Genomic DNA, 14446 nt, shown 5'->3' on the forward strand with positions numbered 1-14446 from the left:
TCGCGGACGGCAACGGAACCGTCTTGCCCGCCGGACACCGAGCCCGCCCATGCCCAGCGTCAGGCAGATCTGGACCGCGCCGGAGGGCGGTGCGCCGATGGAGACCAGAGAGACGGTCCGCGCCGTCGCCGACGGCGGACTGGCCGGCGACCGCTACTGTCACGGCCGCGGCTACTACTCGCCGTACGACGTGTGTCAGGTCACGCTCGTCGACGGCGGGGCGCTCGAGACGGTCCGCGAACGGTACGGTATCGACCTCTCGGACGGGCGCCACCGCCGGAATCTCGTGGTCGACTACGACGTGGTCGACCTGCTCGACACTCGATTCTCGATCGGCGACGCGGTCTTCGAGGGGACCCGGCGGCGCCCGCCCTGCGCGCACGTCGAGGAGGTCGCCGGCGAAGAGGACCTCGCGGCGGCGCTCTCCGAGGAACGCGGCGGGATCTGTGCCGACGTCGTCGAGGGCGGCGAGGTGGCCGTCGGCGACGAACTGCGGGTGGTCGAGCGGCTCGACGACCCGGATTCGATCGCCGACGCGATCCGCGAGCGACGCGAAGAGTGAGGCGAGCGACTCGCTACTCCGCCAGTTCGTCGGTCGCGTCGCGGAGCAGTCCGTCGAGGATCTCGGGCGTCGTCGGGTGGTAGGCCCGATCCGGCACCTCCCGCACGTCCAGCCCCATCTCGACGACGACCTGCATGGTCTTGGCCATCACGTCGGCGTGGTAGTGCAGCCCCTGCCAGCCCAGCACCGTCGCCGTCTCGCGGTCGACGACGAGCTTCGCGACGCCTTCGGGGGCGTCCTTGGCCTCGAACACGCCGTCGTCGCTGGCCCGCCGTTTCGCGACGGCGACGTCGTGGCCGGCGTCGCGGGCCTCGCGTTCGGTCACGCCGACGCGGGCGTAGGGGTAGACGCCGAGCCCCGAGAAGATGACGTGGTGGGTAACGTTCTCGTAGGCCTCCAGCGGCACGCCGCGCTCGCGCCGGAGGATGTTCTCGGCGGCGGTAAAGCCCTGCTCCTTGGCGACGTGGAGGATCGGCTCCTTGCCGTTGACGTCGCCGACGACGAACACCCGGTCGTCGTCGCGAGCCTGCATCGTGTCGAGCACCCAGTCCGGGCCGTGCTCCAGCGCCGAGTTTTTCAGCCCGAGTCGGCCCACGCACGGTCGCCGACCGGTGAACAGGTACAGCTCCTCGGCCTCGACCACCTCGTCGTCGCCGCCGACGTGTTCGAGATAGAGGCGGACGCCGCCGTTGTCGGTCGGCTCGACGCGCTTCTCGTAGCACTCCGTGGGGATCGTCACGTCGAAGGCCTCGCGGTAGAGGTCGAGGACCGCGTCGCCGAAGTCCGGGTCGGCCTCGTCGATGGGCCGCTCGTCGTGTTCGACGACGGTCACGTCGGTGCCGCCCACTTCGCTCAGGTAGGGAACCATCTCCAGACCGATGTAGCCCAACCCCATCACGACCGCCGAGTCCGGGAGGTCGGTGGCGTCGAGGAGGTCCGCGCTCGTCTGGTGGGGCACGTCCTCGATCCCGGGGAGGTCGGGGACGTTGACCGCCGAGCCAGTCGCGATCACCACGTAGTCGCCGGTGATCTCGCGGCCGCCCGCGACGACCGTGTGGTCGTCGACGAAGCGGGCGGTGTCGTGGACGAACTCCACGTCCGACCGCTCGGCGATCTCGTGGATCGACTCGCGGCGATGCTCGGCCCACCCCAGTGTGTGGTCGTCCTTGCGTTCGATGGTGCGGTCGAGGTCGACCTCGTGGGGGTCACCGACCAGCCGCTCGTCGTGGCGGGCGCGGAACCGGTGAGCGCCGGCCGACAGCACCTCTTTCGAGGGCATACAGCCCCGCAGGATGCAGAGCCCGCCGCCGGGGTCGCCGTCGTCGATCAGCGTCAGCTCGACGTTCGGCTCCTCGGCGAGCGAGTTCGCGACCGCCGCGCCGGCGCTGCCGTAGGCGCCGACGATGACCACGTGAACCATAGCCTCGATTTCGCGGACCAGCCCTAAAGCGTTCAGGGGGTGTGCGCGGGAGACGGGAGCGCGACGGCGACCGCCGACGCGGTCACTCCTCGACCCGTGTCTCCGGAGTGGGGTTGCTGCCGCGCCCGTAGAGCAACTTGGCCGCCCGCGAGCGATTGAAGACCCGGTCCCACAGCACCAGCGTCGACGGGAGGACGACGATGGATGCGATGTAGGCGTAGACGACCGACAGCGCGGTCAGCACGCCGAACGCGCCGATCGCGGGGTTGAGCGCGAAGACGAGCATGCCCATGCCGGCGACGGTGGTGAGCATGCTGCCGGTGAGCGCGCCGCCGGTCCCGCGGATGGCCCGGTCCAGCGCCGTCTCGAGGTCGGCGTTCTCGAACTCGTCGGCGAACCGGTGGACGACGTGGACCGAGTAGTCGATGCCGAGGCCGATCGTCAGCGAGAGGATCACCCCGTTGATCGCGTTGAAGTCGATGCCGAGATAGCGCATCGACGCGACGACGAACGTCACCGTCAGCGCGATGGGGACGACGTTGGCGACGCCCAGCGACGCGCGCCCCTCGAGGACGTGGTAGACGACGATCAGGAACGCGGAGGCGCCGACGAGCGTGATGAGCAGGCTGGTGAGCACCGTGCTGAGGATGAGTTCGGAGGCCTCCTCGAAGATGATCGCGTTGCCGGTCGGCGTGGCGTCCAGCGAGGTCTCGGCGGCGATCGTCTCGGCGTCGGCCGCGACCTCGCGGTTGGTCGCGTCGGGGTCCACCGAGTAGGTGACGAGCGTGCTCCGGCGGTCGTCGGCGAGGACGCCCCCGACACCGCTGGCCGGTGCCGACTCGAGCGAGTCGTACACCTCCCGGAGGTTCTGCTCGGGGATCCCGTCGTCGTCGGGGTCGTTGCGCGCCACCAGGTCGGCGAACTGCGGGTCCCGGTCGGCGTACGAGCGGACGACCGTGACGACCGACTGACTCTCGGCGTGGCGCCCCTCGCGGAGGACGGTCGGCGGCGGGTCGTTACCCGCCCGGTAGACCTGGTCGAGCGCCGCGTCGCGGTGCATCCGCGTCTCGACGAACAGCAGGACCGAGCTGCTCCCCGGGAAGTTGTCCTCGATGTAGTTGCTCTTCGAGATGGTGCTGTACTCCGGCGGGGCGAACGGCCCCGGAAGCTGCTTCTGCCACTCGGGGATCTCCTCGTACTCCGGCGGCAGGAAGTCGTCCTGGCTGAAGCCGGTGCCGACGCCGGTGGCGTAGACGCCCGCGGCGCCGCTCCCGACCAGGATCACGAGCATGAACAGCGCCGGCGCGCGCTGGGCGATAGCGACGCCGCCGCCGAGCGCGCGGCCGAGCAGCGACCCCTCGGACCCCAGCGGCCGCTCGCTCATCGTCGGGATCGGGTACTTCGCGCGCAGGCGGTCGGTCTTGACCTTCGCGGCCGGGAGGAAGATCCCGAAGATGAGGAAGGTGAAACAGATGCCGATGGCGGCGACGAGGCCGAAGTCGCGGATGGGCGCGAGCGCGCTCGGCAGGTTCGACAGGAAGCCGATGACGGTCGTCCCCATCACGATGAAGAAGGCGACGAGCAGCTGCGCGGTCGTGATGTCCATCGCCGTCCCGACGGGCTGGCCGCGCTCGCGCTCCTCGCGGTAGCGGTTGACCGCGTGGATCCCGAAGTCGATACCGACCGCGATCAACAGCGGCGGCACCGCGACCAGCAACGGGTTGAAGGCGATATCGGCCAGTCCGAGGAACCCGAACGTCCACAGCAGCGTCATCAGGATGGCGACGACGCCGAGCAACAGGTCGACCAGGTCGCGGTAGGCGACGATCAGGAAGCCGACGATGAGGATGAACGCCGCCGGGAGCACGAGCGCGAGCGACGACCCGATGGTGTTCGGGGCGCTCCCGACGATGTCGATGTCGCCGCCGACGGTCCCGACCACCCGCTCGACGCGCTCCTCGCGCGAATCCACGTCGCGGTCGTGCGTGACCGACGCCTGCGCCGCGCGTGCGGCCGCGCTCTCGGTGTCGAAGTCCTCGCTGACCTGCGAGGTGAAACCGGGCGTCTCCGCCGCCCGGCGGACCGCGCGGTCGATCTCGGTCGCCGTCGCCCGCTCGACGGCGTCGATCTGCGTCTCGACCGTCGCCGCCTCCGGGTCGAGCTGCTGGGCGACCGTCCGCGCCGGGCTGGAGACGCCGGTCACCCGCAACCCGCCGTGGTCTTGCAGCCGCTCCTGGGCTCGCAACATCCGCAGCATGCTCGTCCGCGAGAGGACGTTCCGCTCGCGCTGGAGCAGCTGCGTGCTCGTCGAGCCCCCGCCGAAGCCGGTGCTGAACTCCCGCTGGATGTCCTCGAACGCCTCGAACGATTCGAGGTCCTCGACGAACTGGTTGCTCCCGCCCTCGGTCTCGACGTTGCCGAGACCGGCGACGAAGACGGCGGTCAACAGGAGGAATGCGAGGCTGATCCGCCCCGGATAGGAGGCGATGGCGTCGCCGACCTCGTCGGTGAACCACTCGAAGACCATCTTACCTGCCGTACCGCAGGTAGCCGACGACGAGGAGGGCGAGGACGACGAGCGCCCCGACGATGACGGGTACCGGCAGGCCGCCGCCGCTGTCCTCGGGTTCGGTCACGTCGACGGCGAAGGTGTAGCCGCTGGAGAGGGTCGTATCGCCGTCGGCGTCGTCGTACTGGAAGTCCATCTCGACGGGGTAGGACTTCGTCAGTGCGCCCGAGCCGGTGCTGATATCGAAGGCGAGCGTCTCCGACTCGCCGGCCGGGATCTCGTCGGCGTAGGCCTCGCTGTCGTCGACGCTGATCGGGTCGTCGGCGTACATCGCCGCGGACACGTCGCTGACGGGTTCCTCGCCGACGTTCGTGACCGTCACTTCGAGGACGCGGCCGGCGCCGCGCTCGACGGTCCCGTTGACGACCGACACGTCGAAGGCGTCGCGCTGCTCGCGGACGCGCAGGCGGGTGTCGAAGCTCTCGGCCTCGCGCCGTTCGTCGTCGGCGTTCCGGTAGGTCGGCCGCAGCGTGAACTGCTTCGGGCCGGCCTCGCCGGCCTCGCTTACCTCCACGTCGAAGGCGAACTCCTTCGACTGGTTGACCCGGAGGTTGCCGACCGAGTACTCGCGTTCGAGCGGCGAGACGCTCTGGCTCTCGGATTCGAAGACGATCACGACGCTGTCGGCCCGCGCGTCGCCGACGTTGGTGATCGTGCCCGAGAGGGTCCCCTCCTCGCCGACCCGGAGCGTCGAACTCAGGTTGCTCGCGTCGAACTCGTACTCGACTTCGGGGTCGGGGCGGACGCCGAACTGGAGCGTCCCGGACTGGCCGACATCGCCCTCGGTGTCCTCGTAGTCGACCGAGGCCTGCAGGGAGTAGGTGCGGCTCTCGGTCTCGGGGGTCGCCGTGGCCTCGACGGCGATTTCGCGGGTCTCGTTTTCGGCCCAGGTGCCGACGTACTCGCTGGCGGTGGTCGACCCGCCGAAGGTGAGCGCGGGGCTCCCGGAGGTGACCGACACCGATGCGTCGCGCACGTCGACCGGCCCGTCGTTGCGGACGGTGATAGTCACGGGCCCGTCGTCGTCGACGGCCACGTCGCTCTCGCTGTCGACGATCGTGAACGTCTGTTCGCGCGCGGGCTCGACGCCCAGCGAGAGGCTGTTGGACTGCATCGGCGTGCTGTCCTCGTCCTCGTAGTCGACAGTGGCGCCGAAGGCGTACTGCTGTCGGCTCGCGGACTGAGCGGCGCTGACGCGATAGGAGACGGTCCGCGTCTCACCGGGCGCCCAGGCGCCGCCGACGTAGCGGGTCGACGAGGTCGACGCGCCGAAGGTCAGGTCGGCGTTCTGGGAGGTGAGCGCGACCGAGGCGTTGCGCGCGACCGCCGTCCCGGTGTTGCGCATCGTCACGTCGACCGTGCCGGTGGCGCCGATCCGGGCCGTCGACTCGACGTCCGTCACGCGGAACTGCGCGGCCTCCTCGATCGTCACGTCGACCGTGAAGTTCCGCGTCGTGCTCGTGCGGTTGTACTCGCTCGTCTGCGGGTCTATCGACTGGGTGTAGTTGTACGAGACGTTGATCGGGAGCCGGTAGGTGCCCGGCTGGGCCGAGCGGTCGACCTCCATCCGGAACTCGACGGGCGTCGATGAGCCGTCGGGCAGGCGCGCGACGGCGCGCTCGTTGGTGTTGACCGTCAGCGGCGCGTCGTGGTCGCCGATGCTGACCCGGAGCGCGCGGGCGGTGGTCACCTGCTGTTCGAGCTGCGGGTTCGACAGCGACCCGTTGGTGACGTTGCCGTCGTTCAGCACGACGAGCTGCAGCGCGGTCTGTGCGCCGGGGACGAAGTCGGTGTCCGGTACCGACACGTCGATCCCCGGATTGCCCGTGACGTTGTCCTGCTGTTGTTGCTGCTGGGCCGCCGCGGCCGACGCCTCCGCCGGACCGGGCGCGCCCGACGAGGCGCCCGTCTCGACGGGGTCGGTGACCGCGCCGGCGACCGGCGACGCGGCGAGCAGCAGTGCGACTGACGCGACTACGAAGAGCTGTGTCCGTTGCATACGTGGATTCTCGTTTGTCACCCACCGTGCCGCGGGGACCAACGACGGCCGCGCAGGTGTCGTTCCCCGATTTTCCGCCCGAGCCCCGTCAATCATTGTAAACAGGAAGGAACTTTCTGAGCGTTTATTCCGGCTCACCGCCGCGCCGTCACCGGTCGGGGGTCGGCACCCCCACCATGGTAACATTTAACAAGGCATAGGGCGTAGCTACCGATAGCGTCGAACCGACAGACAGCGACGGAACGTAGACCACAACAATGGCAACCAACGAAACTCGCTCCGAGACGAGCCGCTACGACGAACTCGAGATCGCGAACGGTGACATCGTCATCTACGATGTCGACAACCACCGCGCGTGGATCCAGTCGGACGAAACAGTAACCGGTGACGAGATAGCCTGACCGAACCTCGGAGCGACCTCGTCCCCGCGGGAGCGGCCGTAGCGCCCTCGCGTACGACCTCCCTCTCTTCAGCACCGACCGCTCGGTCGCGCCGTCGTCCCGCGACTCCGCCCGCCACCCGTCGCAGGGGGACCCTACCCGTCGTCGCGGTCGGGATCGGGGCGGTCGTCGCGGTCGGGATCGGGGCGGTCGTCGCGGTCGGGATCGGGGCGGTCGTCGCGGTCGGGATCGGGGCGGTCGTCGCGGTCGGGATCGGGGCGGTCGTCGCGGTCGGGATCGGGGCCGCCGTCGGTCGGATGGTCGGCGTCGTCGGGCGGGGTGTCGGTACCGTCGGAGTCGGTGAACTCGTCGGCGGTGGCCCCGCCGTCGTCGCCGACTTGCGCGTGGAGTCGGGCGATCTCCGTCTCCAGCTGCCGGATGCGTTCGTCGTGGTCGTCGTCCGACCGCAGCCACAGCGCGCCGAGGACGGCGACGAGGACCAGCGGGAGACCGAACATCAGCAGGCCCATCACGAGGACGACGAGCAGTTCGAGACCGCCGGGCATCCCCAACTGGAGGAGCATACCGACGGCTACGAACGGTCGCGCGAAAACCCTTCCGCCGAGACACGTCCCGCGACCGCGTCGGACGCCGCCCCGGCGGTGGCGCCTCGCGACCGCCCCGGGGAACCGGCGCTCAGAAGTCGGTGATCGAGGTCTGGAGGCCGGCGACGAGGTTGGACTTCCGGCGGAGCCGGCCCAGCGGGACCGGGACCTGCGGAAGCACCCCACGGAGCGCGCCGCGGAAGCTCTCGGCGACGCCGTGTTCGCCGTCGAAGGCGTGGCGGACGCCCTCGCGGACCTGCCAGACGCCCACCGGCGCCCAGTAGTCGTCGGTGACCTCCCGCAACACGAGCGCCTTGGCCTGCCGGTCGCGCTCCTGCAGGTGTTCGAGCACCGCCAGCCGGGAGGCGTAGTAGGCGCCGGCGGTCTCCTCGACGTACCCCGTCCGGCCCTCCCAGCCCTCGTGGGCGCTGGAGAGGTAGTAGTCGCCCGCTGCGGGGTTCCAGACGCTCTCGGGCGCCTTCATCTCGACGAGCTCGAACTCCCAGTTGCCGGGCGCGAGGATCACCCAGTAGCGGTTGCCCATGTACTCGTTTGTCCACACCGACACCTCGTCGACGGTGTCGCTGTGTTGGAGCCCGCCGCGCAGGAACTTGCCGACGGTGTCGTCGACGGCGGTGATCGACCACCGCGTCGGCACGAGCTTGCGGTTGTGACCCTGGCCCAGCGCGCCCGCCGAGAGGATCGTGTTGATGTCGTACACGTCGAACCCGCGCCGATACAGGTAGGTCATCGCCCCCTCGGCGGCCCAGTCGTCGTCCTCCAGGGTCTTCTCGACCGGGCGCGGCACGTGGGGGTTCTCCGCCAGGTCGGCGTTCGTCGCCCTGGCGCGCGGGCCGGTCGGCGTCGAGATGTCGTCGAGCGAGATGTCGATATCGGGCGTCCCGTCGAGGCCGACCTCCACGTCGACGGGGTGGTCGGCGATGGCGACCTCCCGCTGGGTGCCGACGAAGCCGTCCCACACGTCCGACACGTCGACCTTCGCCGACCGCGTCGAGTTGAGCATCCCCGTCCGCCGCTGGAGCACGTCGTCGATCTGGTATCCTTGCTGGTACCAGTCGCCGCTGGTCGCGAAGTCCGCGGCGTCGGCGTCGCCGCCCATCGGCGAGAGCACGCCCGTCGACACGTCCGGGTAGCCCGACCGGCCGACGAACACTTCCGGTGCCGTCGAGCCGAACATCGAGTCGCCCTGGACGGCCTGCTGGAACTCCCGCTCCACGTCGTCGAGGTACTCCGTGATCTCGTAGGACTTCTCCTCGGCCAGCCGGCGCTTCTCGGCGGCCTCGTCGCGCTGGAAGTCCTCGATGAAGTCGTCGAGGCGCATGCCCGCCATTCGACCGACCCTACCGGCCCCACGGGCTTCAATGAGTCGGTGCGGGAGCCCGCCGGCACTCGTCCGGAGAACCGCGGCCCGGGCCGCGGTCGCTCGGGCGACGGCCGCGTCCTCAGTCGTCCGCCGGCCGCTCCACCCCCGCGCCCTCGGCAACCTCGTCGGGGACGTGCCCGTACCGGGCCAGCCGCGACTCGATCGACGGGTGTTCGGCCGTCAACCGCTCCAGCCGCGTCCGGCGCGCACCGAAGGGGCTGCCGCCGGCGACGGCGTCGTCGGCGTCGCCGAGCGCGCCGACGGCGTAGAGCCCGGTGCAGAAGTCGGTCGCGCTCGTCGCGGCGACGGCCACGTCGTCGGCGTGACACTCCTCCAGCCGGCTCGCCCGGGCCGCCAGCGCCTGCACGAGGACCACGACGCCGGCGCTGGCGAGGACGTACAGCAGGAAGTTGATGTCGTTCGACCGGGCGACGCCGGCGACGAGGAAGACCCCGCCCGCGACGGCGGCGACCTGCGGCGGGAGGTGCCGAAGCGCGACGAGCCAGAACGCCGCCAGCCCGACCGTGTGGGTGACGGCCGCCCGGAGCGGAACCCGGTGGAGGTGGCCGAGCGAGCGGTGGGCGAGCTCGTGGGCGACGACCGCCCGGAGCGCGGCGTCGGCGAGGCGCTCGGCGAGCGGGGCGGCGGCGACGAGGACCGTGCGGTCGCCGTCGCCGAGGACGTTCATCCCGCCGGCGCTCTCGCGGTCGACGACCACCGAGGGCTCGGCGACGCCCAACTCGGCGGCCATCTCGGCCGCGATCCGCCGGAGCCGCGGCGGCGCCTCGTCGGCCAGTTCGAGCCCGCGGAGGAGGCCGTCGGTGACGACGCGGCTCACCCCGAACTCCAGCCCGAAGGCCGCCAGCGCGACCGCCGCCACGCCGGTCGGCGCCATGCCGGTGGCGTAGCAGACCGCCAGCGCGGCGACCAGCAGCCCCACGAGCGCCGCGTCGACCAGCCGGTAGGCCGCCGGCAGGCCGACAGCGCGGTCGAGTCGTCGGGTCAGCGACACGGCTACCGACCGGCCGTTCGGTCCGGTCGTGCAAAAGGGGCCGGTGCGAGGCCCGGGGTCGGCCGCCGGCGGTCCGGGCGGATCCGAACCCATATGACCGGCGGCGGGCGACGTGTGAACGATGCCGACAGTCGAGTGCGACGTAGCGGCGGCCCGCCAGCGGCTCGAAGAGGCGGGCGTCGAGGTCGAGTCGGGGAACACGGACCACGAGCGCTGGCGCGCCAGCCGCGGCGACGCGACCGCCGTCGCCTACGACGACAAGGTCGTGATCCAGGGCGCCAACCCGGCGGATCTGGAAGGACTGGTCCGCGAGGGCGGCGGCCGGGCGCACGTCTACTTCGACGGCGCCTGCCGCGGCAACCCCGGCCCGTCGTCGGTGGGCTGGGTGATCGTCGGCGGCGACGGGATCGTCGCCGAGGGCGGCCACACCATCGGCCGGGCGACGAACAACCAGGCCGAGTACGAGGCGCTCATCGAGGGCGTCAGCGTCGCCCGCGACTACGGCCTCGACGAGGTCGACGTGCGCGGCGACTCCGAACTCATCGTCAAGCAGGTCCGCGGCGAGTGGGACACGAACGACCCGGAGCTCCGGGAGTACCGCGTCACCGTTCGCGAGCTGCTGACCGACTTCGAGTCGTGGTCGCTCGAACACGTTCCGCGGGAGATAAACGACCGCGCGGACGAACTCGCCAACGAGGCGCTCGACCAGGCCTGACCGCAGCGAGACACACGACACACCATGCCCGACGAGACACCGGACCCCAGCGAAGCGCCCGACGTACTGACCGACGACGAGGGCGAGCCCGACGACCTCCCGCCCGAGACCGTCGTCGACGAGGCCGAGCGACTGACGAAACTGGCCAGGGAGGCGGTCGTCGACGAGGAGGCCGCCGCCTACCGCGTCGACCGCGACGAGCGACTCGCCGACCACGACTACACCGCCCGCGTCCGCGAGGACGACACTCGCGACGTGCTCGTGCTCCACCCCGAGGAGTGGGTCGAGGACGGCGAGATCAGGACCGAACGGATCGAGGCGGTCGACCGCGGGATCGAGATCCCGCTGTCGGGACCCGGCGAGGGCGACGACTGGCAGGAGATCGACGACTACAACCGCGACGTCGTCGCCGACGTGCGCGAGACCCACGGCGAGGACCACGCCGCGAACGTCGGGGCGCTCGCCGACTTCGTGGGCAACCACTACGCCAAACCCATCCACGACGCGACGGCCGATGAGCTCTCGGAGTTCCTGACGGAGTACTACCCGCGCAACGCCTGGCCGACGGCTGCCCAGCGCGATATCGTCGAAAAATCCGTTCGGGTCGCCTTTTCGGTCGCGGACGAGCGGTGTCCGCTGGGCGAGTGAGTTACTCCTGGGCGGCGTCGACGAGCTCGCGCAGGTCGTCGGCGCGGTCGCCGCTCGTGACGAGCTTCGAGAACTCCCAGGAGAGCTGGTCGAGCACCGTCTCGTAGCCCTCGTCGGTCAGGGCGTACTGGTTGGTGCGCTTGTCGAGTTCGCTCTTCTCGACCAGGCCCATCTCGACGAGGTCGTCGAGGTTGGGGTAGAGTCGGCCGTGGTTGACCTCGTCGTCGTAGTAGTCTTCGAGTTCACGTTTGATAGCGAGCCCGTATCGGGGCTCTTCGCCGAGGATGACGAGGATGTTCTGCTGGAACGCGGTTAGCTCGCGTGCGATTCCGGGAGTGTCAGTCACCGATTGTGCCTCTGACATGGTTAGTGGAATGTCATCTGGCTATTTAACACTTGTTAACTTTCTTCCGTTATCCGTGAGGATACCCCCCCTCTTCGGCCGCTTATCCGAGTGATATCACAGAATGATAATCCTACCGCTACCCGGTAGTTCCGCCGGTTGTGCGGCGGGGTGGCGGACGAAACGGAAAGGCCTTTGCCGGCGCCAGGCGGACTCGCGGGTGATGTCGAACCTCTGGGAAGACCTCGAGACGGGACCGAACCCGCCCGAGGAGATCTACGCAGTAGTCGAGTGCCTGAAAGGCGAGCGCAACAAGTACGAGTACGACAAGGACATCCCCGGCGTCGTCCTCGACCGCGTGCTCCACTCGAACGTCCACTACCCCTCCGACTACGGGTTCATCCCGCAGTCGTACTACGACGACGAGGACCCCTTCGACGTGCTCGTCCTCGTCGAGGACCAGACGTTCCCCGGCTGCGTCATCGAGGCCCGCCCGGTCGCCCTGATGAAGATGGACGACGACGGCGAGCAGGACGACAAGGTCATCGCCGTCCCCAGCGAGGACCCGCGCTACGACCACATCGAGGACCTCGACGACATCCCCCAGCAGCAACTCGACGAGATCGACGAGTTCTTCGCGACCTACAAGAACCTCGAAGAGGGCAAGGAAGTCGAGACCCTGGGCTGGGAGGACAAGCAGTCCGCCTACGACGCCATCGAACACGCCCAGGACCTCTACGAGGAAGCGTTCCAGTAGGGCCGCCCGCGCGATCGCTCCCGCCGCGATTTTTTCACGGCCGTCCCGCCCGACCAGCCCGACCGCCGATCCACGGAACCGACCGCCGATCCACGGAACCGACCGACCGCCGAGCGCGACCGATCCGCGAACCCGCGCGGACCGGCACGGGTAAACGGTTCACGCGAGTTTACGCGCCGGTTGAACGGTTAAATCGCCGGACTGGGGGCCGTCGTGAACGGTTCTGAAATCGCGCAAACTCACGTACGAGGTCGGCCCCCTATATCATCCGTCGGTCCCAAGTCGTACTCGTCCGAGGTGACCCCGATGCAGAACACCGACCCTCCCTCCGCCGAAGCACTGCGCGAACAAGTGTCCGCCGTCTCCGAACGGTACGTCGCCGTCGACTGCGACGACGAGACGGTCGTCTTCGACACCAGCGAACCCGACGGCTGGATCGTCTCCGACAGCGCCGTCGACCGCGAGTCGATGCGGTGAGTCGGCCCGCGACGTACCGTCGACGCGGCGAGTCCGTCCGCCCTCGCCGGCGGTCGACGCCGCCAACTACCCCGTCCCGTCGGTATGTCTCCCGCGCATCCGCGCCCGTCTCGCGGATGAATTATGAGCATGGGTAATTACTTGGGGCGCGCGTGCGTACGTCGACGCGTATGGCGACCAGAACACCGACGGCCGGGATGGCGCACCTGACGGTCGTGCCCGAGAACTTCGGTGAAGCGGCCGACGAGGACGAGCCCGGCGACGACGAGCCCGGCGACGCGGTGGTCGACGGGTCGGCCGGGATCGGTTCACGGGACTGACGGCGGTCAGCGGCGGCTGCACCGTCACCGACGCCCCCCGAGCCTGTCCGCGAAAAGAAGCTTCTTGTGCCCCACCGCGGTAATCCGGGGTATGGGACTGTTCGACCGTATCCGCGGCGGCGACGACGAGCCGCGGGTCGCTTTCTTCGGCATCGACGGCGTACCTTATAGCCTCATCGCCGACAACCGGGAGGAGTTCCCGAACCTCTCCCGGCTCGTCGACGAGGGGTCGGCCGGCGCCATCGACAGCATCGTGCCGCCCGAGTCCTCGGCCTGTTGGCCGGCGCTGACCTCCGGCAAGAACCCCGGCGAGACCGGCGTCTACGGCTTCCAGGACCGCGAGGTCGGCTCCTACGAGACGTACGTGCCGATGCGCCGGGACGTCCAGACCAAGCGCGTCTGGGACCGCGTCCAGGAGGCCGGCCGCGACGCCACGGTGATGAACGTCGTCACCACGTTCCCGCCCCAGCGCGACGTCCAGCGGATGGTGTCGGGCTTCCTCTCGCCCGGCGTCGAGAAGTCCGCCTACCCCGACGACTTTCGCGACTACCTCCAGTCGATCGACTACCGCATCGACACCAACGCAAGCCTCGGCCACACCGACAAGGGCGAGTTCATGGAGGACGCCCACGCGACGCTGGACGCCCGCCAGGAGTCGTTCAAACACTACATCGAAGAGGACGACTGGGACCTCTTTTTCGGCGTCTTCATGGCGACCGACCGCGTCAACCACTTCCTGTTCCGCGACTACGAGGAGGACGGCGAGTACAAAGAGGAGTTCGTGGAGTTCTACCGGACGCTCGACGAGTACCTCGGCGAGCTCCGCGAGCTACTGCCCGACGACGTGACCATGATGGTCGCCTCCGACCACGGGTTCACCTCGCTGGACTACGAGGTCAACTGCAACGCCTGGCTCCGCGAGAACGGCTGGCTCTCCTACGAACAGGGCGACGACTACACGTTCCAGCTGGGCGCCTGGCTGCGCGAGGGCGGCCACGTCGAGGTCGATCCCGACTACGCCGGCGACGTCGACGAACTCGTCGACATCTCGACGCTGGACGTGGACTTCGACGGCGAGGCGCTGGTGGCCGACTCCGAGGACGCCCGTGACGAGGCCGTCGCCGCCGTCGAGGAGACCGGCCCCGCGGTCGTCGAGGACGAGGGCGACTCGGTCGCGGTCGTCGACGCCGCCGACGTCGAGACCGCGTCGACCGGCGAGGCGTCGTTCCGCATCGAGGTCGACCTCGTCCGCGCG

The 14446-nt window shown here is 69.6% G+C and carries 14 protein-coding genes and 1 pseudogene; 8 read left to right on the top strand and 7 right to left on the bottom strand.

Features of this window, described 5'->3' with window-relative positions:
- The first annotated feature begins 49 nt into the window (after positions 1-49).
- Positions 50-562 carry an MOSC domain-containing protein gene (locus HZS55_RS11165; protein WP_179907715.1) on the top strand — a complete coding sequence of 171 codons (513 nt, stop codon included), beginning with the start codon at positions 50-52 and terminating at the stop codon, positions 560-562.
- Positions 563-575: 13 nt separating this feature from the next.
- Here HZS55_RS11165 and HZS55_RS11170 read toward each other — a convergent pair whose 3' ends face one another.
- The 3 genes from HZS55_RS11170 to HZS55_RS11180 form a co-directional block, all read right to left on the bottom strand.
- Entirely contained in the window at positions 576-1982 is a 1407-nt protein-coding gene (locus HZS55_RS11170; RefSeq protein WP_179907717.1) for a dihydrolipoyl dehydrogenase family protein, read from the bottom strand.
- A gap of 82 nt (positions 1983-2064) precedes the next feature.
- Complete coding sequence (locus HZS55_RS11175) at positions 2065-4509, bottom strand: efflux RND transporter permease subunit (RefSeq protein ID WP_179907719.1); 2445 nt, start codon at positions 4507-4509, stop codon at positions 2065-2067.
- Position 4510: 1 nt separating this feature from the next.
- Complete coding sequence (locus HZS55_RS11180) at positions 4511-6550, bottom strand: COG1361 S-layer family protein (protein ID WP_179907720.1); 2040 nt, start codon at positions 6548-6550, stop codon at positions 4511-4513.
- 257 nt (positions 6551-6807) lie between these two features.
- Between HZS55_RS11180 and HZS55_RS11185 the strand changes: the two genes are divergently transcribed.
- A complete protein-coding gene (locus HZS55_RS11185; RefSeq protein WP_167837346.1) occupies positions 6808-6951 on the top strand; it encodes a DUF7331 family protein in 144 nt (47 codons plus the stop codon).
- Positions 6952-7085: 134 nt separating this feature from the next.
- Here the strand turns inward: HZS55_RS11185 and HZS55_RS11190 are convergent, their stop codons facing one another.
- From HZS55_RS11190 to HZS55_RS11200, 3 genes are all read right to left on the bottom strand, one after another.
- On the bottom strand, positions 7086-7514 hold the full coding sequence (locus tag HZS55_RS11190; protein ID WP_179907722.1) for a hypothetical protein: 429 nt from the start codon (positions 7512-7514) through the stop codon (positions 7086-7088).
- A gap of 112 nt (positions 7515-7626) precedes the next feature.
- A complete protein-coding gene (nreA, locus tag HZS55_RS11195; RefSeq protein ID WP_179911853.1) occupies positions 7627-8877 on the bottom strand; it encodes a DNA repair protein NreA in 1251 nt (416 codons plus the stop codon).
- Positions 8878-8998: 121 nt separating this feature from the next.
- A complete protein-coding gene (locus HZS55_RS11200) occupies positions 8999-9931 on the bottom strand; it encodes a M48 family metalloprotease (RefSeq protein WP_179907724.1) in 933 nt (310 codons plus the stop codon).
- Between the two features lie 121 nt (positions 9932-10052).
- Here HZS55_RS11200 and rnhA point away from each other — a divergent pair, with 121 nt between their 5' ends.
- On the top strand, positions 10053-10646 hold the full coding sequence (rnhA, locus tag HZS55_RS11205; RefSeq protein ID WP_179907726.1) for a ribonuclease HI: 594 nt from the start codon (positions 10053-10055) through the stop codon (positions 10644-10646).
- Between the two features lie 24 nt (positions 10647-10670).
- Positions 10671-11294 (top strand): DUF7108 family protein, encoded by a 624-nt coding sequence (locus HZS55_RS11210; protein ID WP_246308239.1) that lies wholly within the window; start codon positions 10671-10673, stop codon positions 11292-11294.
- A 1-nt stretch (position 11295) separates the two neighbouring features.
- Here the strand turns inward: HZS55_RS11210 and HZS55_RS11215 are convergent, their stop codons facing one another.
- A complete protein-coding gene (locus tag HZS55_RS11215) occupies positions 11296-11658 on the bottom strand; it encodes a PadR family transcriptional regulator (RefSeq protein WP_179907728.1) in 363 nt (120 codons plus the stop codon).
- Positions 11659-11860: 202 nt separating this feature from the next.
- Between HZS55_RS11215 and HZS55_RS11220 the strand changes: the two genes are divergently transcribed.
- From HZS55_RS11220 to HZS55_RS11235, 4 genes and pseudogenes are all read left to right on the top strand, one after another.
- Positions 11861-12394, top strand: a complete 534-nt coding sequence (locus HZS55_RS11220) for an inorganic diphosphatase (RefSeq protein ID WP_179907730.1) — start codon at positions 11861-11863, stop codon at positions 12392-12394.
- 306 nt (positions 12395-12700) lie between these two features.
- Entirely contained in the window at positions 12701-12871 is a 171-nt protein-coding gene (locus tag HZS55_RS11225; RefSeq protein ID WP_161625207.1) for a hypothetical protein, read from the top strand.
- Between the two features lie 170 nt (positions 12872-13041).
- Positions 13042-13191 carry a hypothetical protein gene (locus HZS55_RS11230; RefSeq protein ID WP_179907732.1) on the top strand — a complete coding sequence of 50 codons (150 nt, stop codon included), beginning with the start codon at positions 13042-13044 and terminating at the stop codon, positions 13189-13191.
- 91 nt (positions 13192-13282) lie between these two features.
- Positions 13283-14236 (top strand): annotated as a pseudogene (locus HZS55_RS11235) (alkaline phosphatase family protein); the annotation flags it as partial.
- Positions 14237-14446 lie beyond the last annotated feature (210 nt).

It is taken from the genome of Halosimplex rubrum (genome assembly GCF_013415885.1).
GTDB classification, from domain to species: Archaea; Halobacteriota; Halobacteria; order Halobacteriales; family Haloarculaceae; genus Halosimplex; species Halosimplex rubrum.